Below are 19,059 nucleotides of genomic sequence, written 5' to 3'. Positions count from 1 at the left end.
AGCCCGGAAATCCGGGGTTCTTCACATGAAAAAGCCGGGCTCAAGGCCCGGCTCTCTCTTTGTGCATTGCAACTTTAGCAAGAACTAATGCGCCAGCGATTTACCAGCCTCGTCTCCGACATCGACCACGGCCGGCGCATTGACGGGTTCGACCCACTGGATCGGTTCCGGCATGCGCACCAGCGCATGGCGCAACACTTCACCAACGCGTGAGACCGGAATGATTTCCATGCCGCTCTTCACGTTCTCCGGAATCTCCGCCAGATCCTTAGCGTTCTCTTCCGGGATCAGCACCTTCTTGATGCCGCCGCGCAGTGCGGCAAGAAGCTTTTCCTTAAGGCCGCCGATCGGCAGCACCCTGCCGCGCAGCGTGATCTCGCCGGTCATCGCCACATCGGCCTTGACCGGGATACCGGTCAACACCGAGACGATCGCCGTCGCCATCGCCACGCCAGCCGACGGTCCGTCCTTAGGCGTTGCGCCTTCTGGCACGTGCACGTGGATATCGCGCTTGTCGAACAGCGGCGGCTCGACGCCGAAATCGATGGCCCGCGAGCGGACGTAAGAGGCCGCCGCCGAGATCGATTCCTTCATCACGTCGCGCAGATTGCCGGTCACCGTCATGCGGCCCTTGCCGGGCATCATGACGCCTTCCACCGTCAACAGCTCGCCGCCGACTTCCGTCCAGGCGAGCCCGGTGACCACGCCGACCTGATCGTCGCTCTCGACCTGGCCGAAGCGGAAGCGCGGAACACCAAGGTAATCGGCAAGATTGTCCGCCGTGATGTTGATCGTCTTCTTCTTCGTCTTCAGGATCTCGGTCACCGCCTTGCGCCCGAGCTTCATCAGCTCGCGCTCCAGGCTCCTGACGCCCGCTTCACGGGTGTAGGTCTGGATGATGCCGCGGATCGCGTCCTCGCCGACGGAGAACTCCTTCGGCTGCAACGCGTGGTCGCGGATCACCTTGGGCATCAGGTGACGCTTGGCGATTTCGATCTTCTCGTCCTCGGTGTAACCGGCGATACGGATGATCTCCATGCGGTCCATCAAGGGCGCAGGGATGTTCAGCGTGTTCGCCGTCGTCACGAACATCACGCTCGACAGGTCGTATTCGACCTCGAGGTAATGGTCCATGAACGTCGAGTTCTGCTCGGGATCGAGCACCTCGAGCAAAGCCGATGACGGATCGCCGCGGAAATCCTGGCCCATCTTGTCGATCTCGTCGAGCAGGAAGAGCGGGTTGGATTTCTTCGCCTTCTTCATCGACTGGATGACCTTGCCGGGCATCGAGCCGATATAGGTGCGGCGGTGACCACGGATCTCGGCCTCGTCGCGCACGCCGCCCAGCGCCATGCGGATGAACTCACGACCGGTCGCCTTGGCGATCGACTTGCCGAGCGAGGTCTTGCCGACGCCGGGAGGTCCGACGAGGCACAGGATCGGCCCCTTCAGCTTCTTCTGGCGGCTCTGCACGGCGAGGTATTCGACGATGCGGTCCTTGACCTTGTCGAGGCCGAAATGATCCGTATCGAGCACGTTCTGGGCAAAGGCCAGATCCTGCTTGACCTTGGAGTTCCTGCCCCACGGGATCGACAGCAGCCAGTCGAGATAGTTGCGCACGACGGTCGATTCAGCCGACATCGGCGACATCGTCCGCAGCTTCTTCAGTTCGGCTTCCGCCTTTTCGCGGGCCTCCTTGGAGAGCTTGGTCTTCTTGATGCGCGCCTCGATCTCGGCGGCCTCGTCGCGGCCGTCCTCGCCTTCGCCGAGCTCCTTCTGGATCGCCTTCATCTGCTCGTTGAGGTAGTATTCGCGCTGCGTCTTCTCCATCTGGCGCTTGACGCGCGAGCGGATGCGCTTCTCGACCTGGAGCACCGAGATTTCGGCTTCCATGAAGCCCATCGCCTTCTCCAGCCGTTCCTTGACGGAAAGCGTGGCGAGCATCTCCTGCTTCTCGGGGATCTTGATGGCAAGATGCGAAGCGACCGTGTCGGCGAGCTTGGAATAGTCGTCGATCTGGCTGGCGGCACCCACCACTTCGGGCGAGATCTTCTTGTTCAGCTTGACGTAGTTCTCGAAGTCGGTGACGACGGAACGGGCCAGCGCCTCGACCTCGACCTCTTCCTCCTCCGGTTCGACCAGCGCCGCAGCACGGGCTTCATGGAAGTCGGGACGGTCGGTGAACGCAACGATTTTCGCGCGCGAGGCGCCTTCGACCAGCACCTTCACGGTGCCGTCCGGCAGTTTCAGCAATTGCAGCACATTGGCGAGCGTGCCGATGTCAAAGATGGCATCGGGCTCCGGATCGTCGTCGGCGGCATTCATCTGGGTCGCAAGCAGGATCTGCTTTTCCTGACCCATCACTTCTTCCAGCGCCTTGATCGACTTTTCACGCCCGACGAAGAGCGGAACGATCATGTGCGGGAACACCACGATGTCGCGCAGTGGGAGGACTGCGAAGACGCCGTCGCTGGGAGCCTTGGATAATTTGGCCATTGTCCAACCTTTCATGTCGCGGCCGCCAATCGGCCAACCGCGAATCTCATATTAACGACCGGGGATCGTTCCGCCTACCACCGTTTGTGACGGGAGTTTTACAGCACAGAATTCGGCACCACGGCCTTCTGCCTTTAGTTGGAGGCACGGCGGGTAAAGATCAAGGGTCAACACGGTCCGTCCCTCCAATCCGCAGCCATTACGCGGCGCCGTACGCGGTGTGCGACAGCAAAACGGCGCCCCGCGGCGCCGTTTCAGAAAAATCCATTGCCGGCTCACGTCAGGCGCTGACGTTGCCCTTCTTTTCCTTCTGCTCGGAATAGATGTAGAGCGGCCTGGCGTTGCCTGACACCACCTCTTCCGAAATAACCACTTCGCGCACGCCTTCGAGCGCCGGCAGCTCGAACATGGTGTCGAGCAGAATCGCTTCCATGATCGAACGCAGGCCGCGCGCGCCGGTCTTGCGCTCGATGGCGCGCTTGGCGATCGCCGACAGCGCGTTCTCGTGGAAGGTCAGGTCAACATTCTCCATCTCGAACAGCCGCTGATACTGCTTGACCAGCGCGTTCTTCGGTTCGGTCAGGATCTGGATCAGTGCCGGCTCGTCGAGATCCTCCAGCGTCGCCAAGACAGGCAGACGGCCTACGAACTCGGGAATGAGGCCGAACTTCAACAGATCCTCAGGCTCGACCAGGCGGAAAACATCGCCGGTGCGGCGATCCTCGGGCGAAGCGACGATGGCGCCGAAACCGATCGAGGTCTTCCTGCCGCGATCCGAGATGATCTTGTCTAGGCCGGCAAAAGCGCCGCCGCAGATGAACAGGATGTTGGCGGTGTCGACCTGCAGGAATTCCTGCTGCGGATGCTTCCTGCCGCCCTGCGGCGGCACGGAGGCAACGGTGCCTTCCATGATCTTCAAAAGTGCCTGCTGCACGCCCTCGCCCGAGACGTCGCGGGTGATCGAGGGGTTGTCCGACTTGCGCGAGATCTTGTCGATCTCGTCGATATAGACAATGCCGCGCTGGGCGCGCTCGACATTGTAGTCGGCCGACTGCAACAGCTTCAGGATGATGTTCTCGACGTCCTCGCCGACATAGCCGGCCTCGGTCAGCGTCGTCGCGTCGGCCATGGTGAAGGGAACGTCGATGATGCGGGCCAGCGTCTGCGCCAGCAACGTCTTGCCGCAACCGGTCGGGCCGATCAGCAGGATGTTCGACTTCGCCAGCTCGACGTCGTTGTTCTTGCCGGCATGGGCGAGGCGCTTGTAGTGGTTGTGGACGGCCACCGACAGCACGCGCTTGGCGTAGGGCTGACCGATGACGTAGTCGTCGAGAACCTTGAGGATTTCCTGCGGGGTCGGCACGCCCTCGCGCGACTTCACCATCGAGGTCTTGTTCTCCTCGCGGATGATGTCCATGCACAGCTCGACGCATTCGTCGCAGATGAACACCGTCGGCCCGGCGATCAGCTTGCGCACTTCGTGCTGGCTTTTGCCGCAAAACGAGCAATAAAGCGTGTTCTTGGAATCACCGCTGTTGTTGCCGACCTTGCTCATTTTCATGTCCTTTCATGGCCGCCCGCCGATGGTCTGGTTGAAAGGGCGCATATTCAATCTATCGCGGGAATCCGCCGCCGCCAGTGCCCCGGCTCCCGCAACGCATTCCGTACGAAACACAAATCGGAAAACGGGGCAATGATTCGAACAACCCCACGCAAAGCTAAGCCGTCGAAAATCAACATAGCCTTAACGTAGGCAATTGCACCCGTCGAGGGAACAGCCAATTGTGGCCGAAATGCCGCAAGCTGCGCCAAAAGCGTGTGATCCCCGCCACTCACTGCCACCGCAGGGCCACCGCGTGCCTATAAGGCAATACCTTCGACCGGCTCACGTGACGAAATGACCTTGTCGATGAGGCCGAAATCCCTGGCCTCGTCGGCAGTCATGAAATGGTCACGGTCGAGCGTTTTTTCAATCTCATCGTAGCTCTTGCCGGTGTGCTTGACGTAAACCTCGTTGAGGCGGCGCTTCAGCTTGATGATGTCCTGGGCATGGCGCTCGATATCGGAGGCCTGGCCCTGGAAGCCGCCGGACGGCTGGTGGACCATGATGCGGGCGTTCGGCGTCGCAAAGCGCATGTCCTTGTGGCCCGCCGTCAAGAGCAGCGATCCCATCGATGCGGCCTGGCCGATGCACAGCGTCGACACGGCAGGCTTGATGAACTGCATGGTGTCGTAGATCGCCATGCCGGAGGTGACGACGCCGCCGGGCGAGTTGATATAAAGGTTGATTTCCTTCTTCGGATTCTCCGCCTCGAGGAACAGCAGCTGCGCGCAGACCAGCGTCGCCATGCCGTCCTCGACCGGGCCGGTGATGAAAATGATGCGCTCCTTGAGGAGCCGCGAGAAAATGTCATAGGCCCGCTCGCCGCGATTGGTCTGTTCGACCACCATCGGAACGAGGTTCATGTAGGTTTCGACGGGGTTCTTCATGGACTATCCCTTTTTGAGGATGGGATTCCGGCGCCGGAGATTTGCAATCGGGCAGAATCGGTTCTGGATCGTTATTGTGTAAATAGGATGCCGGCTCACCCTAGCGCAAGGCCGCCTCTCCTAGCCATCCGGTTAAGTCGAATCAAGGTTTCCAAACCAAGTTTCGCCCGTCGCCGTGCCGGCAGCCCTCTCCTGCCGCCGGAAGGGACGCTCATGCTTGGCCGTTGTTTAGCAGTTTCTTAACCGCATCGCTTAACGAAAAGCGGTGAAACCGCTTTTTCCAGCCGCGGCTTGCCCTACAATCCAACGTTGAACCCGCTTCACGCAGTTCAAACAGGGGGAGCGCGATGATCAGGAAAACTGCTTCCTTGGCCCTTACCGGCATCGCCGTACTCGGCATGGCATCCGAAACGGCTGCCAGCGGACGCGCGGTTGAATGCTACGAGAAGGTCAACCGGCCGGCCGTCTACGACACGGTCTATGAGGACGTGCTCGTCAGTCCGGCCGGCCAGCAGGTGGAATACGAGGCGCCAATCTACGGGACGCGCGAGCGCGTGGTGCAGATCGCGCCGGCGCGCGTCAGCTACGAGATCGTGCCCGCCATCACCCGAACCATCTATCGCACCGTGAAGGTAGACGATGGCGGCTATTCCTGGGAATGGCGCATCATTCATGGCCGCAAGGTGCTGTGCAAGGTCAGGCACAAGGCGCGCTATGAACGCGTGGCCGAGGTCGTCGTGGTTGAGCCGGAACGCCGGCGGCGCGTTGTCCTCCCCGCCGAATACGAGAGCGTCGCCGAAGAGGTGCTCGTGCGGCCGGAGCAACGGCGCATCATCGACATTCCGGCGTCTTATCAGACAGTGGCGCGCCGCGTGGTGGTCAGGGAGGGCTCATCCAGCTGGCGGCGCGTGCATATTCCGAGGCATTGCCGATACTAGGCGCTCAGGCCGCCTCGGCCCTGAGCCATTTCTTCAGGCCGTCGACATCGCCATTGCCGACGCAGGCCGCAACCCTTCTGCCAACTGCCGCGCCGAACTTGTAGCCGTGGCCGGAGCAGGCCGAGACGACCAGGCATCTGCCTTTCTGGTGGGCCAGAAATTTCTCATCGGCGGTGAAGGTGTAGGCGCAGGTGACCACTTCGGTGACCTTGTACTCCTCGATACGGGCAATCGGCGGCGAAAACAGATTGCGGATCGCCTCACCCTCGCCCGGTACCGGTTGACGGTTCCAGTCGGCATCGCTGGTCGGTACTCGGTGCAGGCCTGAGCCGAACTTCATGCCGGCGCCGCCGGAGGGCGGGATCACGTAGCCGTCGACGGAGCCACCGACGTCGAGCACAACCGGTGCTGCCTGCCAGGCTGCCTTCAGGTCCACTGGCGGTTCGACATAGGCGAGCGCGGTGCGCCAGGTTTTCAGCTCGCCATCCAGCTCCGGGAACAGTTTTAGCACCCAGGCGCCGGCGGCGACGACGATGCGGTCGGCCTGCATCGTTTCGCCGCTCGCAAGCACGACATGTCCGGCGTCGGCATCGATCTCGACCACCTTGCTGTTTTCGTAGACATTGGCGCCGTTCGCGCGCAGCCATCTGGCGAGGCCCGAGGCGATCTTGCGGCAGTGCAAGGCGCCACCGTCTGGTGAAAAATATGCATAGCGGAATGAACCGGGTTCTAGGAACGGCCAGCGTTCGACCGCGGCGTCCGGTTCGAACAATTCGAACGGGTAGTTCCCGGCTTCCATGCCTTCGCGGTATTCCTCGGCCTCATCTCCCGGCTCGCGCGAAATACAGATGAAGCCGCGCGGATCGAGATGGCTTTCGCCGAGATCGGCCCACATTTCGTCCCAGGCTTCATAGGCCTTGGTGATCAGCCGGCCGTAGCCCGTCCTGGCCCGATAGGCGCGGCGAATGATGCGATGGTGGTCGCCGGAGGCGGCGAGCGGATTGGGGATCGGTCCCTGCTCGACGATCGAGACGAGGTGACCGGCCTTGACCAGCGACCACGCCGTGGAAAGCCCGGCAATGCCTGCACCGACCACGATCACATTCATGAAAACCGTCCTTCCACAACCGCTTTGGTGGCTCACCTCACGGGAGGGCCAACATACGGTCTGGCACCAGACTGGCAAGCCTTGGAGCGCCGCGCGTCCTTCGACGCGCAAAGGACGCTCCAACACTTTGAATCTGCGCATGATCCTTTCCGAAAACCGATTCCGGTTTTCGGGGTCATGCGCTAATGGTCTGGCATGACCGAATTGAAGCCGCCCTACCTTGCCTTTGATCCAGCCACCCGCCGACTGCGGCTCGATCCGCACGAGCCGGCTTTTTTCCAGGACCCTTACGAAGCCTACGCCTTCCTGCACGGTGCATCGAACGCCTTCTTCTGGGAAGAATTTGGTTTCTGGTGCTTTGGCGGCTTCGACGACGTCAACCGTCTGCTGCGCGATCGCCGCTTCGGCCGGCAGAACCCGGCCGGCATTCCAGACAGCCGGGGCATCGGCCAGGATCGCACGCATCTCAGCGCCTTCGACGGCATCGAGGCCAATTCGATGCTGGAGCTGGAACCGCCCGTCCACACACGGCTCAGAACGCTGGTCAACCGCGCCTTCGTCTCGCGCCAGGTCGAGCGGCTCAGGCCGCGCGTCGAGGCGCTGGCCAACGAACTGATCGACCGTTTCGAACCAGGGGAAGTCGACCTGCTGCCGGCGTTCGCAGCTCCCTTGCCGATCACCATCATTGCCGAGATGCTCGGCGTACGGGTCGACATGGGTCCGCAGCTGCTCGACTGGTCGCATCGGATGGTCGCCATGTACATGCATGGCCGCACCCGCGAGACGGAGGACACGGCCAATCGCGCCGCGCGCGACTTTTCGAATTTTTTGCGCGGCTACGTCGCCGAGCGGCGAAAGAGGCCGGGCGAGGATCTTCTGTCGCTGCTGATTGCGGCACAGGAGGATGGCCAGAAACTGTCGGAGGACGAGCTGGTATCGTCGGCGATCCTGTTGCTCAATGCCGGCCATGAAGCAACCGTCCACCAGACCGGCAATGCGGTGCGCTCGATCCTTGCGCAAGGCGGCGACCCGCGCCGCTTCTTCGCCTCACCGGAAGCAACAGCCGCGACGGTCGAAGAGTGCCTGCGCTTCGACGCGCCGCTGCACATGTTCACGCGTTATGCCTATCAGGAGGTCGAGGCTGGGCCTGGGATCATCGTAGGCCCTGGCGAGACGATCGGTCTGCTGCTCGGCATGGCCAATCGCGATCCCGTCGCCTTTACCGAGCCCCTCGCCTTCAGGCCGGACCGCGCCGACCAGAAAAACCTGTCGTTCGGCGCCGGCATTCATTTCTGCATCGGCGCGCCGCTCGCCCGGCTCGAATTGCAGGTGTCGCTGAAAACCTTGTTCGAACGCCTGCCGCAGCTGCATCTTGCCGAACAACCACGCTTTCGCGACAGCTATCATTTCCATGGGCTGGAAACGCTCGCCGTGGGCTTTTGAGGATTCGATCCGATAGGCTCAGCCGACAGGCGATCAAAGCTTGATCACATACTCCTTGCGAGTCGTTTCAAGCACTTCCCAGCTCCCCTTGAAGCCCGGCCTCAGCGCGAAACTATCGCCGGCTTTGACGGTGCGCGCCTTGCCGCCGTCTTCGGCGATCACCGAAACCCCTGACAGGATGTGGCAGAACTCCCACTCGTCATACTCGATGCGCCATTTGCCGGGCGTTGCTTCCCAGATGCCGGCATAGAGGCCGCCGTCCTGTTCCTCGACATTCCAGGTGCGGAATTTCGGATCGCCCGAAATCAGGCGATCCGGCGCCGGTGCGCCAAGTTCCGGTTCGACGGTGTCGACGCCGACGAAAAGAAATTTCGGTGCGGTCATGGCAATCAAACCTTGCCGAGCGCCTGTTCCAGATCGGCGACGATGTCGTTGACGTCCTCGATACCGACCGAAAGCCTGACCGTGTCCGGCCCTGCCCCGGCATTGATCTTCTGCTCGTCGGAAAGCTGGCGATGCGTGGTCGATGCCGGGTGGATGACCAGCGACTTGGTGTCGCCGACATTGGCCAGGTGCGAGAACAGCTCGAGCGCCTCGACGAACTTGATGCCCGCCGCGTAGCCGCCCTTCAGCCCGAAAGTGAACACCGCGCCGGCGCCCAGCGGCGAGTACTTCTTCTGCAACGCATTGTTCTTGTCGCTGGGCAGGCCGGGATAGGACACCCAGGCGACCTTGGGATGGTTGGAAAGCCATCCGGCGACCGCCGCCGCATTGTCGCAGTGGCGCTGCATCCTGAGCGGCAAGGTTTCCAGACCGGTCAGGATAAGGAATGCATTGAACGGCGAAATCGCCGCGCCGATGTCGCGCAGGCCGAGCACGCGCGCGGCGATGGCGAAGGCGAAATTGCCGAAGGTCTCATGCAGGACGAGACCGCCATATTCGGGGCGCGGCTCCGACAGCATCGGATATTTGCCCGACTTCGACCAGTCGAACGTGCCGCCGTCGACAATGGCGCCGCCGATCGAATTGCCATGGCCGCCGATGAACTTCGTCAGCGAATGCACGACGATGTCGGCGCCATGCTCGATTGGCCGCAGCAGGTAGGGCGAGGCCAGCGTGTTGTCGACAATCAGCGGCAGGCCGTGCTTGCGGGCAATGTCGCCGATCTTCTCGATATCGACGAAGACGCCGCCCGGATTGGCCAGGCTTTCGATGAAGATCGCCTTGGTCCTGTCGTCGATCTGGCTCTCGAAGGTCGAGATGTCATTGGTGTCGGCCCAGCGCACCTGCCAACCGAAATTCTTGAAGGCGTGGCCGAACTGGTTGATCGAGCCGCCGTAAAGCTTTGTCGCTGAAACGAAATTGTCGCCGGGCTGCATCAGATTGTGGAAGACCAGCACCTGCGCGGCATGGCCGGAGGCGACCGCAAGGCCTGCCGTGCCGCCTTCGAGTGCCGCGATGCGCTCTTCCAGCACCGCCTGTGTCGGGTTCATGATGCGGGTGTAGATGTTGCCGAACGCCTTCAGCCCGAACAGCGAGGCGGCGTGGTCGGCATCGTCGAAGACAAAGGAGGTCGTCTGATAGATCGGCGTCGCTCGCGCCCCAGTCGCCGGATCCGGCTTGGCGCCGGCATGGACGGCGAGCGTGTTGAAACCGGGCGTGCGGGCCATCGAAAACCTCCCTCAATGGTGAATGGTGAATGGTGAATGGTGAATGGCAAAGTCGGCCAGCGCCGCCCTGATTGCAAGCGGCTCATATGCCGCCTTGCCGCCTTCCAGAAAAATCCTTCTATTCACCATTCACTATTCACGACCTACTTCTGGCGAACGCCGAAACTCTGGAATCCCGGCCGCATAAGCGGCTTCTTCGACGACAGCACGCCGGAATTGACGCCGGTCCAGCCGATCTCGCCCGACAGCTTGCCATATTCGATCTTGGGGCAACGGTTCATCACCACCTTGATGCCGGCGGCTTCGGCGCGTGTGGCCGCCTCGTCATGGCGTATGCCAAGCTGCATCCAGATGACCTTCGGCAGCGGATCGAGCCGCAGCACCTCGTCGACAATGCCCGGCACGGCAGCGGACGCGCGAAACACGTCGACCATGTCGACAGGTCCCGGAACGTCGGCGAGCCTGGCAAAGGTCATCTGGCCTAGGATCTCCTTGCCGGCCTGGCCGGGATTGATCGGGAACACCGAAAAGCCCTTGCCGAGCAGATATTTCAGCACGAAATAGCTCGGCCGCACGTCATTAGCCGACGCGCCGACCATGGCGATGGTCTTCACCGAATTGAGGATGCCGGCGATATAGGCGTTGTCGTAAGCGTCGTGGTTCATGCCTCGTCCTCATACAGCGCTTCGGCGAGAAAACCATCTGGATCGTTGCAAAAATTGCGCATCATGCGGAAATGATCGGTGTCGTGAAAATCGGTCGGGTCGAGCCCGGACCGGCTGATGCGGAACAGCCGCGCGCCGGGACAGGCCATCAGCAGCGGCGAATGCGTCGCCATGATCACTTGCGCCGTGCCGGACTGGTCCATCCGCCGCAGCATCTTGAGAAGTTCGATCTGGCGCGTCGGCGACAAGGCGCTTTCGGGCTCGTCGAGGATGTAAATGCCTTGCCGGCGGCAGCGCTCCTCGAAGAATCTGATGAAACCCTCGCCATGCGACCAGGACAGGAAGTCGGGCGGCGCCTCATGTGCGTCGATGGCAGCCTGATCTAGATAGCGGGCAACCGAATAGAAGGATTCGGCGCGAAAGAACCAGCCGGCGGTGACCTTCGGCAGCCAGTGGCCGCGCAACGTCGCCGCCAGCGCTGCGCCGCTCTTGTCGACGGCGCGGGAGTGATCGACCGGCATGTAGCCCTTGCCGCCGCCGGCTTCATCGTAGCCTGCCAGCGCGCCGATCGCTTCGAGCAGCGTCGATTTACCGGTGCCGTTCTCGCCGACGATGATGGTGATCGGCGTGGTGAATTCGAGCTCGAATTCATGGCGGTGAAAGATCGGCAGGTTCCAGGGATATTTTTCCCAATCGACGACCCGGCTGGGCTCGATCAGGATACGCTTCAGATAGGGCGCCTTCAGCCGCGTCAGTTGCTTGCGATGAGCCAGAGGGGAACCTCGTCAGGCCGGCAGCGAAATCGATCCGTCTTCCGCGATCGGAAAAGCCGGATTGTGCGCCACTTCCCAGACATGCCCGTCCGCATCGGCGAAATAGCCGTACCAGCCACCCCAGAAGGCCCGTTGCGCCGGCTTGACGATACGGCCGCCGGCCTTCTTGGCCAGCGCCAACACTGCATCGACCTCGGCGTCGGAGCGGGTGTTGTAGGCGAGGTAGACGGCCGACGGCGCGTTGCCGAAGGTCACGCCTGAATCCTCCTCGGCGCTTGGGCGCGGAAACAGGGCAAGGATGGCGCCACCCATCTGGAAGAAAGCAACGCCCTCGGTGATCCCGGCATGGCGGGTCAGGCCCATCGCCTCATAAAAGCGCGTGGCGCGCTCGAGATCGTCGGTGGCGATGGTGATGATGGAGATGCGCGGTTCCATATCCGCCTCCTATTCCTCCGGCCATTCCGGCTTGCGCTTGCCGATGAAGGCGCCAATGCCCTCTTCCGCATCGCGCGCCAGCATGTTCTCGACCATGACGCGCCCGGTGTAATCATAGGCCTCGGCCAGCCCCATTTCCGCCTGCTCATAAAAGGCTTCCTTGCCGATCTTGACGACCAGGGAGGATTTGGCAGCAATGGTTTGCGCGTATTTGGTAACAATCTGATTCAGATATTCGCGCGGCACGACGCGGTTGACCAAGCCGAATTCCTTGGCGGTTGCCGCTTCGATCGTTTCGCCGGTCAAAAGCATCTCCATGGCATGCTTGCGCGAGACATTGCGCGACAGCGCCACCATCGGCGTCGAGCAGAACAGTCCAATATTGACGCCCGGCGTGCAGAAGGTCGCCTCGTGCGAAGCGATGGCGAGATCGCAGCTGGCGACCAGCTGCAATCCGGCCGCCGTCGCCAGGCCATCGATCTCGGCGATCACCGGCTTGGGATGGCGAACGATTGCCTGCATCAGCGCGGCGCAGGCGGAAAACGTCTTTTCGAAGAAGGCCCTGCCGCGATCGGCATCGGCGCGGTGCGTGCTCAACTCCTTGAGGTCGTGCCCGGCGCAGAACACTTTGCCGGCCGCCCCAAGGACGATGACGCGGACGGACTTGTCGGCCTTGGCGCGGTCGAGTTCCGCCATCAGCGCCGCCATTACTGAAAGCGAAAGAGCATTGGCCGGCGGATTGGCGAGCGTCAGGCGCAGCACGCCCTTATCCAGCCGGGCGGCGACCGGCCCTTCGGCAACGGCAGGCTTGATGGCGACGATTTCGGCCATGGGTCATTCCTCCGCGATTCCGGATCGGTGATGGTCTAACCTAGTATGCGGGTCTCGCTTCGTCCAACACCCGCTTCTGCCATAATGAATGGCTGTTGCCAGAAACGGCACGCTACGCTCATACAGGCAGGCGCAAACGAGAGACCGACATGCCTGCTCAAAGCAATCTCAAGCCGGTGCTGACGGCTGCTGACGTCAACGCGCTTGTGGCGACTGTTTTCCCGCAGCTCAACGACCAGTTCACCTTCTACGAGGCGTTGGAGGTGTTTCCAGGCGGCTGTGTCGTGCGGCTCAATGCCGACGAGCGCCATTTGCGTCCCGGCGGCACCGTGTCGGGTTCGGCGCTGTTCACGCTGGCCGACATAGGCGGTTATGTCTGCGTGCTCTCGCATGCCGGACCGGATGCACTTTCGGTCACCACCAGTCTCAACATCAATTTTGTCCGCAAGGCCGAGGCCGGGCCGATCGACGGCCATTGCCGCATCCTCAAGCTCGGCAAGAGCCTGATGGTGTTCGATATCGACATCGTCGCCGGCCCGGAGGGACACACGGTAGCGCACGCAACGGGCACCTATTCGATCCCGCCAAAGCGGATTGGAGATGTGGTAAAATAATACCTTGTGCTCAAATCATTGTTTTTGCTTGATTTTACCCCAGAGATGGCTTTTCACGCGCCTTGACGTAGTCGCCGCTCTCTCCTATAAGCCCTCACGGAACAGCGGCCCGCAAAGGCCGCCGTTTTGTTATTGGCGGCGGGCAAGTGCCTTTCGCCAATCCAAGCAACAAGAAACGCCTTCTTTTGAAGGTCCGAACCGAAAGCAACAATCCATGACAACCTTTTCGCAGAAGCCTGCGGATGTGGTGAAGAAGTGGGTGCTGATCGACGCCGAGGGTCTCGTCGTCGGCCGTCTCGCCACTGTCATCGCCAATCATCTTCGCGGCAAGCACAAGCCCACTTTCACCCCGCATGTCGACGACGGCGACAACGTCATCGTCATCAATGCCGACAAGGTGGTGTTCACCGGCAAGAAGTTCACCGACAAGGTCTATTACTGGCACACCGGTCACCCCGGTGGCGTCAAGGAACGCACCGCGCGCCAGCTGCTCGAGGGCCGCTTTCCCGAGCGTGTCGTTGAGAAGGCCGTCGAACGCATGATCCCGCGCGGCCCGCTCGGCCGTCGCCAGATGAAGAATCTCCGCGTCTATGCAGGCACGGAACATCCGCATGTCGCCCAGCAGCCCGTCGTCCTCGACGTGGCCAAGCTGAACGCCAAGAACAAGAAGGTTTCGTAAGATGGCTGAGCTTTCCTCGCTCGCAGAACTCGGAACTGCCACCGGCAACACCAACACCCAGCCGGCTGCACCCGTCCATGTCCAGAAGCTCGACAAATCGGGCCGCGCCTATGCCACCGGCAAGCGCAAGAACGCCATCGCCCGTGTCTGGGTGAAGCCCGGCTCCGGCAAGATCGTCGTCAACGACAAGGTGTTCGCCGAATATTTCGCGCGCCCGGTCCTGCAGATGATCCTCAACCAGCCGATCATCGCTGCCAACCGCGCCGGCCAGTACGACATCGTTGCCACCGTCATCGGCGGCGGCCTTTCCGGCCAGGCCGGTGCGGTGCGCCACGGCATCTCCAAGGCGCTGACCTATTACGAGCCGGCGCTGCGCGCCGTGCTCAAGAAGGGCGGCTTCCTGACCCGTGACAGCCGCGTGGTCGAGCGCAAGAAGTACGGCAAGGCGAAGGCCCGCCGGAGCTTCCAGTTCTCCAAGCGCTAAGCGCTGCGAAGCTACACAGAGTTCAAAGGCCGCCTTCGGGTGGCCTTTTTCTTTGTGCCGTGCCCGTGATGTCAGAGTTCATGGGCAATGCCTTGATGAAGTCGACGAACGCCCGCAGCGGCGCCGGTACGAGGCGCCGGCCGGGATAGTAGAGGAACGGCCCGGAGAAGCTCTGCCACCAGGGTTCGAGGACGGGTTCGAGTGCACCGCTCTCGAAATGCGGGCGAAGCCAGTCCTCGAACAGCTTCACGATTCCGGTGCCGGCGATCGCTGCATCAACGGCTAAATCGGCTGCTCCGCCGATCCCCACAATCAGTGGCCCCGTCGGATCGACCCGCACCACCTCGTCGTCGCGCTCGAACTCCCATGGCGTTATCGCACCGCTGGGAAAGCGGCCGCGCAGGCAGGCGTGGCCGAGCAGGTCGCGCGGGTGTTGCGGCCGGCCATGACGATCCAGGTAGGCCGGGCTGGCGGCGGTGGCGAAGCGCTGCACGCGCGGCCCGATCGGCACGGCGATCATGTCCTGTTCCAGCCGCTCGTCGTAACGGATGCCGGCATCGCAGCCGGCCGCCAGCACGTCGACAAAGCTCTCCTCGGCGATCACCTCCAGCCGGATACCGGGATAGGCGGCAAGGAACCGCGGCACGATGCTGGGCAGGACCAGTCGCGCCGCGCTGACCGGCACATTGAGGCGCAGCGAGCCGGCCGGCCTGTCGCGAAAGCCGTTCACCACGTCCAGCGCCGACTCCACCTCGGTCAAGGCTGGACCGAGCCGCGCCAGCAAGCCTTGGCCGGCCTCCGTCAGGACGACGCTGCGCGTCGTCCGGTTGAGCAGCCTGACACCGAGCTGCGTCTCCAGGCGGCGCACCGCCTCGCTCAAGCCGGACGCACTGCCGCCGCTGGCGCGTGCCGCATCCCGAAAACCTTTGGCGCGCGCCACGGCCACGAAGGCGTTCAGATCCCCGAGATCAATCTGCATTGTTCGTCATTCCGCACAGCCCGTGCGAATTGTACCCAATTATCACGAGATCGGACACCGTCTATCTGTGCACCATTCCCTGAAGGAGAAAGACCATGTCCAGCGTCGACCAGTCCGGCACATTCATCCTCGGCGACCGCAAAGTCAGACGGCTCGGCTACGGCGCCATGCAGCTCGCAGGGTCCGGCGTCTTCGGCCCACCAAAGGACCATGATGCGGCATTGGCCGTGCTGCGCGAAGCCGTTGCGCAGGGCGTCAATCACATCGACACCAGCGATTTCTATGGCCCGCACGTCACCAACTTGTTGATCCGCGAAGCGCTCGCACACTATCGCGACGACCTCGTTATCGTCACCAAGATCGGCGCCCGGCGCGGCCGGGACGGAGCATGGCTGCCGGCCTTCTCGGCCGAAGAGCTGACCAAGGCGGTGCACGACAATCTGCGCAATCTCGGGCTCGACGTGCTGGAGGTGGTCAACCTTCGGGTCATGTTCGACGCGCATGGCCCCGCCGAAGGGTCGATCGAGGCGCCGCTTGCAACGCTCACCGAGCTTCAGCGACAGGGCCTCGTGCGTAACATCGGGCTGAGCAACGTCACCGCTGCACAAATCGCCGAAGGCCGCAGGGTTTGCAAGATCGTCTGCGTGCAGAACCAGTACAATCTGGCGCATCGGGGCGACGATGCGTTGATCGACGACCTGGCCCGCGACGGCATCGCCTATGTGCCGTTCTTCCCGCTTGGCGGCTTCAACCCGCTGCAGTCGTCGGCCTTGTCCAAGGTCGCCTCACGCCTCGGCGCCACGCCCATGCAGGTCGCGCTCGCCTGGCTGCTTCGCCGCGCGCCCAACATTCTTCTGATCCCCGGCACGTCTTCAGTTGCGCATCTCAGGGAGAACCTCGCCGCAGGCGATCTCGCGCTGCCGGAAGATGCGCTCGAGGCGCTGGAGGGCGTGGCGATGGCCGCTTGACCTGCGCACGAGGCGCGAGGTGCCGCCAGCCGGTGTTGGAGACTAGCGAAGGCGGTGATGAGCCAATCTCCCCCCTCGTGGGGGAGATTGGCAGCGCGACCGCCGCTCCTAGTTAATGCTGGCCGTATTCGCCGGCTCGGCCGGGCCGGCATAGGGCACGCGAAAACCGTTCGCCGCCAGCCAATCGATGGCGGCCTTCGGTTCGTCGGTCTGGATGATGGTGGCGCCGCGCTCGACCCAGAAGCCATAAGTCTCGCGCGGCAGGCTGGCCGCGACCGCCAGCTCGTCGCCGCGGCCACCGGCGAGGAAGCCACCCGGCTTGTTGACGATGGCATAGGTGTCGGCCCAGATGTGCCAGTCACCCCTCACCGCCAGCGCGCGCATGCGCGGGCTGAACAGCGGGCCGCCGGTCTCGGTCAGTGTCTCGGCGCCAGCCCGCCAATTGATCAGTTCGATCGCCCGCACCGGGAACGCCCGGCTGACTTTTTCGGCAAACATGGCGTCGTGAACCGCATCGTCGGCAATGATCGGCATGAACTGGAAGCCGCCGTCGATCGCGTCCATGGCGGCCGCAACCGTGGCGATCCTCTCCGCATCCCACAGGTTCTCCTTGACGATCACCTGTTCGGCCATGCCGAGGTCGCGCGCGACCGCGACCATGCCGGCGAGGCTTTCGGTATCGAGCTTATTGTCGAGATTGATGAGGATCCTGTCCCTGGTCGCCATCAACATTTCGCGCAACGTCGAGACTGTCTCGCCCGTAAAGGCGCCGGTGCCTTCGATCACCAACCGGCACGTCTTGAGTTCGGCCAGCGTGCGCTTGACCACCTCGCCCTTGCAGTTCGTGGTGCGGTCGAGCCAGCTGTCATGCATGACGACGAACTGTCCGTCCTTCGAGCGCCTGATATCGACCTCGACGATTTCGGCGCCCATTGCAATCGACGCGTCGACGGCGGCGATCGAATTTTCGGGATAGAGCGTCTTGCCGGCCTGCATGCCGCCGGCGCGGTGCGCGGCCACCATCACATGGTCGCGCCATTGGTTGGCGTGCTCGAACCGGTCGAGAATCTGCCTGGCGCGCGTTTCGCCTGCCGATGCATGGCCAAGGGAGGCCGCCAGCGCCGCGGAAAGCAGAAGGCTCAGCCAAGTCGTTCGCATGAGACAGGTCGTTCGCATGAGAATCGCTCCGTACCGGATCGACACCCGGTTAAGCGACGCTCGTGACAGCCTAGTGAACGAAGCCGGCTTCGCAAACGCTGGAAAATCAGGTTAATGCCGGCCGAAACGGCCGTAGCGGCTACTTTCGGTTGCTAACTAGGCAATCTCCGGGCCAGCCATGCGGGGCTCTCCTGGCAAGCAAGGATTTGTGACCGGGCCGAATAGCCATGTTCTTCCGAAGGGGTCGCAATTCTGAGAATTATGGCCAATAAGGTTGCGCGTCGACGCACAGGAGATCGCTTCATGCCGCCAAGGACCATCGATCACGCCTTCACCACCCGCTCCAGGACGGGCGCGTCGTTCGAGCCGACCTATGCCGGCGCGCTGTCGTTCATGCGGCGCAAATATTCGAAGGACGTGAAGGGCGCCGATGCGGTGGTGTGGGGCATTCCCTTCGACGCGGCGGTCACCAATCGGCCGGGCGCGCGTTTCGGACCGCAGGCGATTCGCCGCGCGTCGGCCATCCTCGACAACGATCCGCAATATCCGTTTTCGCGCGACCTGTTCGAACAGCTTGCCGTGGTCGATTTTGGCGATTGCCTGCTCGACAGCGGCAATCACCAGAAGACCCCTGCCACGATCGAACGCGAAGCGGCGAGGATCCTGAAATCCGGCGCCTTTCTGCTATCGCTCGGCGGTGACCATTTCGTCACCTGGCCGCTGCTCAAGGCGCATGCCGCCATCTACGGCCCGCTGGCCCTGGTGCAGTTCGACGCTCATCAGGACACCTGGCCCGACGACGGCAAGCGCATCGATCACGGCTCCTTCGTCGGCCGTGCGGTCAAGGAGGGCATCATCGACCCCGACCGGTCGATCCAGATCGGCATCCGCACCCACGCGCCCGATACGTTCGGCATCAAGATCCTGTATGGCCATGAAGTGGAGGAAATGCGGGCGTCCGACATCGCCTATGCCATCGTCGACCGTACGGGCGGCAAGAAGACCTACGTCACTTTCGACATCGATTGCCTGGATCCGGCTTTTGCGCCCGGCACCGGAACGCCGGTAGCGGGAGGCCCGTCTTCGGCAAAGATCCTGTCGGTGCTGCGCCAGATCAACCAGGTCGATATCGTCGGCGCCGACGTCGTCGAGGTTGCGCCAGCCTATGATCACGCCGATATAACGGCAATTGCCGGCTCGATGGTGGCCATGCACTATCTCGGGCTGCTGGCGGAACGAAAGGCCCGGCTCGAGGAAATGAACCAGGGCAATCACAGCGTTGCCGGATTGAATCAGGCAAGCGGCATATAGCTAACAGGAATTTTGGC

General features: G+C 62.4%; 19 protein-coding genes. 7 read left to right on the top strand and 12 right to left on the bottom strand.

All coding sequences use genetic code 11. The features are described 5' to 3' along the window. Nucleotides 1-84 precede the first annotated feature (84 nt). From lon to NKG95_RS14955, 3 genes are all read right to left on the bottom strand, one after another. The gene (gene lon / locus NKG95_RS14965; RefSeq protein WP_023674656.1) at nucleotides 85-2,496 is read right to left on the bottom strand and encodes an endopeptidase La; all 2,412 of its coding nucleotides are present in this window, start codon (nucleotides 2,494-2,496) and stop codon (nucleotides 85-87) included. 280 nt (nucleotides 2,497-2,776) lie between these two features. Further along, nucleotides 2,777-4,051, bottom strand: coding sequence for an ATP-dependent Clp protease ATP-binding subunit ClpX (gene clpX / locus NKG95_RS14960; RefSeq protein WP_006332719.1), 1,275 nt, complete (start codon nucleotides 4,049-4,051; stop codon nucleotides 2,777-2,779). 305 nt (nucleotides 4,052-4,356) lie between these two features. Beyond that, complete coding sequence (locus tag NKG95_RS14955; protein WP_023674655.1) at nucleotides 4,357-4,986, bottom strand: ATP-dependent Clp protease proteolytic subunit; 630 nt, start codon at nucleotides 4,984-4,986, stop codon at nucleotides 4,357-4,359. 347 nt (nucleotides 4,987-5,333) lie between these two features. Between NKG95_RS14955 and NKG95_RS14950 the strand changes: the two genes are divergently transcribed. Next, nucleotides 5,334-5,924, top strand: a complete 591-nt coding sequence (locus NKG95_RS14950) for a hypothetical protein (RefSeq protein ID WP_353041279.1) — start codon at nucleotides 5,334-5,336, stop codon at nucleotides 5,922-5,924. 4 nt (nucleotides 5,925-5,928) lie between these two features. Here NKG95_RS14950 and NKG95_RS14945 read toward each other — a convergent pair whose 3' ends face one another. Continuing rightward, nucleotides 5,929-7,032 (bottom strand): NAD(P)/FAD-dependent oxidoreductase, encoded by a 1,104-nt coding sequence (locus NKG95_RS14945; protein ID WP_353041278.1) that lies wholly within the window; start codon nucleotides 7,030-7,032, stop codon nucleotides 5,929-5,931. 195 nt (nucleotides 7,033-7,227) lie between these two features. Here NKG95_RS14945 and NKG95_RS14940 point away from each other — a divergent pair, with 195 nt between their 5' ends. Continuing rightward, nucleotides 7,228-8,475 (top strand): cytochrome P450, encoded by a 1,248-nt coding sequence (locus NKG95_RS14940; RefSeq protein WP_353041276.1) that lies wholly within the window; start codon nucleotides 7,228-7,230, stop codon nucleotides 8,473-8,475. 33 nt (nucleotides 8,476-8,508) lie between these two features. Here the strand turns inward: NKG95_RS14940 and NKG95_RS14935 are convergent, their stop codons facing one another. The 6 genes from NKG95_RS14935 to NKG95_RS14910 all read right to left on the bottom strand — a co-directional run bounded on the left by NKG95_RS14935 (nucleotide 8,509) and on the right by NKG95_RS14910 (nucleotide 12,849). Continuing rightward, nucleotides 8,509-8,859 (bottom strand): cupin domain-containing protein, encoded by a 351-nt coding sequence (locus NKG95_RS14935; protein ID WP_352857149.1) that lies wholly within the window; start codon nucleotides 8,857-8,859, stop codon nucleotides 8,509-8,511. Between the two features lie 5 nt (nucleotides 8,860-8,864). Then, nucleotides 8,865-10,145, bottom strand: a complete 1,281-nt coding sequence (locus tag NKG95_RS14930) for an O-acetylhomoserine aminocarboxypropyltransferase (protein WP_352857151.1) — start codon at nucleotides 10,143-10,145, stop codon at nucleotides 8,865-8,867. A gap of 143 nt (nucleotides 10,146-10,288) precedes the next feature. Then, entirely contained in the window at nucleotides 10,289-10,810 is a 522-nt protein-coding gene (locus NKG95_RS14925; RefSeq protein WP_023717322.1) for a CoA-binding protein, read from the bottom strand. Then, nucleotides 10,807-11,583, bottom strand: a complete 777-nt coding sequence (locus tag NKG95_RS14920) for an AAA family ATPase (RefSeq protein ID WP_353041376.1) — start codon at nucleotides 11,581-11,583, stop codon at nucleotides 10,807-10,809. The genes NKG95_RS14925 and NKG95_RS14920 overlap by 4 nt, the downstream gene beginning before the upstream one ends. 12 nt (nucleotides 11,584-11,595) lie before the next feature. Further along, nucleotides 11,596-12,018 (bottom strand): VOC family protein, encoded by a 423-nt coding sequence (locus NKG95_RS14915; RefSeq protein WP_353005510.1) that lies wholly within the window; start codon nucleotides 12,016-12,018, stop codon nucleotides 11,596-11,598. Between the two features lie 9 nt (nucleotides 12,019-12,027). Then, the gene (locus tag NKG95_RS14910; protein WP_353041274.1) at nucleotides 12,028-12,849 is read right to left on the bottom strand and encodes an enoyl-CoA hydratase; all 822 of its coding nucleotides are present in this window, start codon (nucleotides 12,847-12,849) and stop codon (nucleotides 12,028-12,030) included. A gap of 149 nt (nucleotides 12,850-12,998) precedes the next feature. On the opposite strand from NKG95_RS14910, the gene NKG95_RS14905 reads away from it, so the two are divergent. The 3 genes from NKG95_RS14905 to rpsI all read left to right on the top strand — a co-directional run bounded on the left by NKG95_RS14905 (nucleotide 12,999) and on the right by rpsI (nucleotide 14,626). Then, nucleotides 12,999-13,463 (top strand): PaaI family thioesterase, encoded by a 465-nt coding sequence (locus tag NKG95_RS14905; RefSeq protein WP_023717318.1) that lies wholly within the window; start codon nucleotides 12,999-13,001, stop codon nucleotides 13,461-13,463. Between the two features lie 214 nt (nucleotides 13,464-13,677). Beyond that, nucleotides 13,678-14,142 (top strand): 50S ribosomal protein L13, encoded by a 465-nt coding sequence (gene rplM / locus NKG95_RS14900; RefSeq protein WP_023717317.1) that lies wholly within the window; start codon nucleotides 13,678-13,680, stop codon nucleotides 14,140-14,142. A 1-nt stretch (nucleotide 14,143) separates the two neighbouring features. Then, nucleotides 14,144-14,626, top strand: coding sequence for a 30S ribosomal protein S9 (gene rpsI / locus NKG95_RS14895; RefSeq protein ID WP_023717316.1), 483 nt, complete (start codon nucleotides 14,144-14,146; stop codon nucleotides 14,624-14,626). 22 nt (nucleotides 14,627-14,648) lie between these two features. On the opposite strand, the gene NKG95_RS14890 is transcribed toward rpsI, so the two are convergent. Then, a complete protein-coding gene (locus tag NKG95_RS14890; protein ID WP_023717315.1) occupies nucleotides 14,649-15,605 on the bottom strand; it encodes a LysR family transcriptional regulator in 957 nt (318 codons plus the stop codon). Between the two features lie 95 nt (nucleotides 15,606-15,700). Between NKG95_RS14890 and NKG95_RS14885 the strand changes: the two genes are divergently transcribed. After that, a complete protein-coding gene (locus NKG95_RS14885) occupies nucleotides 15,701-16,573 on the top strand; it encodes an aldo/keto reductase family oxidoreductase (protein WP_353041272.1) in 873 nt (290 codons plus the stop codon). A gap of 108 nt (nucleotides 16,574-16,681) precedes the next feature. Here NKG95_RS14885 and NKG95_RS14880 read toward each other — a convergent pair whose 3' ends face one another. Beyond that, the gene (locus NKG95_RS14880; protein ID WP_353041270.1) at nucleotides 16,682-17,731 is read right to left on the bottom strand and encodes a glycerophosphodiester phosphodiesterase family protein; all 1,050 of its coding nucleotides are present in this window, start codon (nucleotides 17,729-17,731) and stop codon (nucleotides 16,682-16,684) included. Between the two features lie 303 nt (nucleotides 17,732-18,034). On the opposite strand from NKG95_RS14880, the gene speB reads away from it, so the two are divergent. Further along, nucleotides 18,035-19,042, top strand: a complete 1,008-nt coding sequence (speB, locus tag NKG95_RS14875) for an agmatinase (protein WP_352481211.1) — start codon at nucleotides 18,035-18,037, stop codon at nucleotides 19,040-19,042. Nucleotides 19,043-19,059: the final 17 nt, after the last annotated feature.

It is taken from the genome of Mesorhizobium sp. M1423, from assembly GCF_040317575.1.
Lineage (GTDB): Bacteria > Pseudomonadota > Alphaproteobacteria > Rhizobiales > Rhizobiaceae > Mesorhizobium.
This window is presented reverse-complemented; position numbering and strand designations above follow the sequence as displayed.

Coding starts and splice junctions, on each gene's coding strand:
- lon (WP_023674656.1), bottom strand. CDS start 2,496: ATGGCCAAATTATCCAAGGCTCCCAGCGACGGCGTCTTCGCAGTCCTC.
- clpX (WP_006332719.1), bottom strand. CDS start 4,051: ATGAGCAAGGTCGGCAACAACAGCGGTGATTCCAAGAACACGCTTTAT.
- NKG95_RS14955 (WP_023674655.1), bottom strand. CDS start 4,986: ATGAAGAACCCCGTCGAAACCTACATGAACCTCGTTCCGATGGTGGTC.
- NKG95_RS14950 (WP_353041279.1), top strand. CDS start 5,334: ATGATCAGGAAAACTGCTTCCTTGGCCCTTACCGGCATCGCCGTACTC.
- NKG95_RS14945 (WP_353041278.1), bottom strand. CDS start 7,032: ATGAATGTGATCGTGGTCGGTGCAGGCATTGCCGGGCTTTCCACGGCG.
- NKG95_RS14940 (WP_353041276.1), top strand. CDS start 7,228: ATGACCGAATTGAAGCCGCCCTACCTTGCCTTTGATCCAGCCACCCGC.
- NKG95_RS14935 (WP_352857149.1), bottom strand. CDS start 8,859: ATGACCGCACCGAAATTTCTTTTCGTCGGCGTCGACACCGTCGAACCG.
- NKG95_RS14930 (WP_352857151.1), bottom strand. CDS start 10,145: ATGGCCCGCACGCCCGGTTTCAACACGCTCGCCGTCCATGCCGGCGCC.
- NKG95_RS14925 (WP_023717322.1), bottom strand. CDS start 10,810: ATGAACCACGACGCTTACGACAACGCCTATATCGCCGGCATCCTCAAT.
- NKG95_RS14915 (WP_353005510.1), bottom strand. CDS start 12,018: ATGGAACCGCGCATCTCCATCATCACCATCGCCACCGACGATCTCGAG.
- NKG95_RS14910 (WP_353041274.1), bottom strand. CDS start 12,849: ATGGCCGAAATCGTCGCCATCAAGCCTGCCGTTGCCGAAGGGCCGGTC.
- NKG95_RS14905 (WP_023717318.1), top strand. CDS start 12,999: ATGCCTGCTCAAAGCAATCTCAAGCCGGTGCTGACGGCTGCTGACGTC.
- rplM (WP_023717317.1), top strand. CDS start 13,678: ATGACAACCTTTTCGCAGAAGCCTGCGGATGTGGTGAAGAAGTGGGTG.
- rpsI (WP_023717316.1), top strand. CDS start 14,144: ATGGCTGAGCTTTCCTCGCTCGCAGAACTCGGAACTGCCACCGGCAAC.
- NKG95_RS14890 (WP_023717315.1), bottom strand. CDS start 15,605: ATGCAGATTGATCTCGGGGATCTGAACGCCTTCGTGGCCGTGGCGCGC.
- NKG95_RS14885 (WP_353041272.1), top strand. CDS start 15,701: ATGTCCAGCGTCGACCAGTCCGGCACATTCATCCTCGGCGACCGCAAA.
- NKG95_RS14880 (WP_353041270.1), bottom strand. CDS start 17,731: ATGCGAACGACTTGGCTGAGCCTTCTGCTTTCCGCGGCGCTGGCGGCC.
- speB (WP_352481211.1), top strand. CDS start 18,035: ATGCCGCCAAGGACCATCGATCACGCCTTCACCACCCGCTCCAGGACG.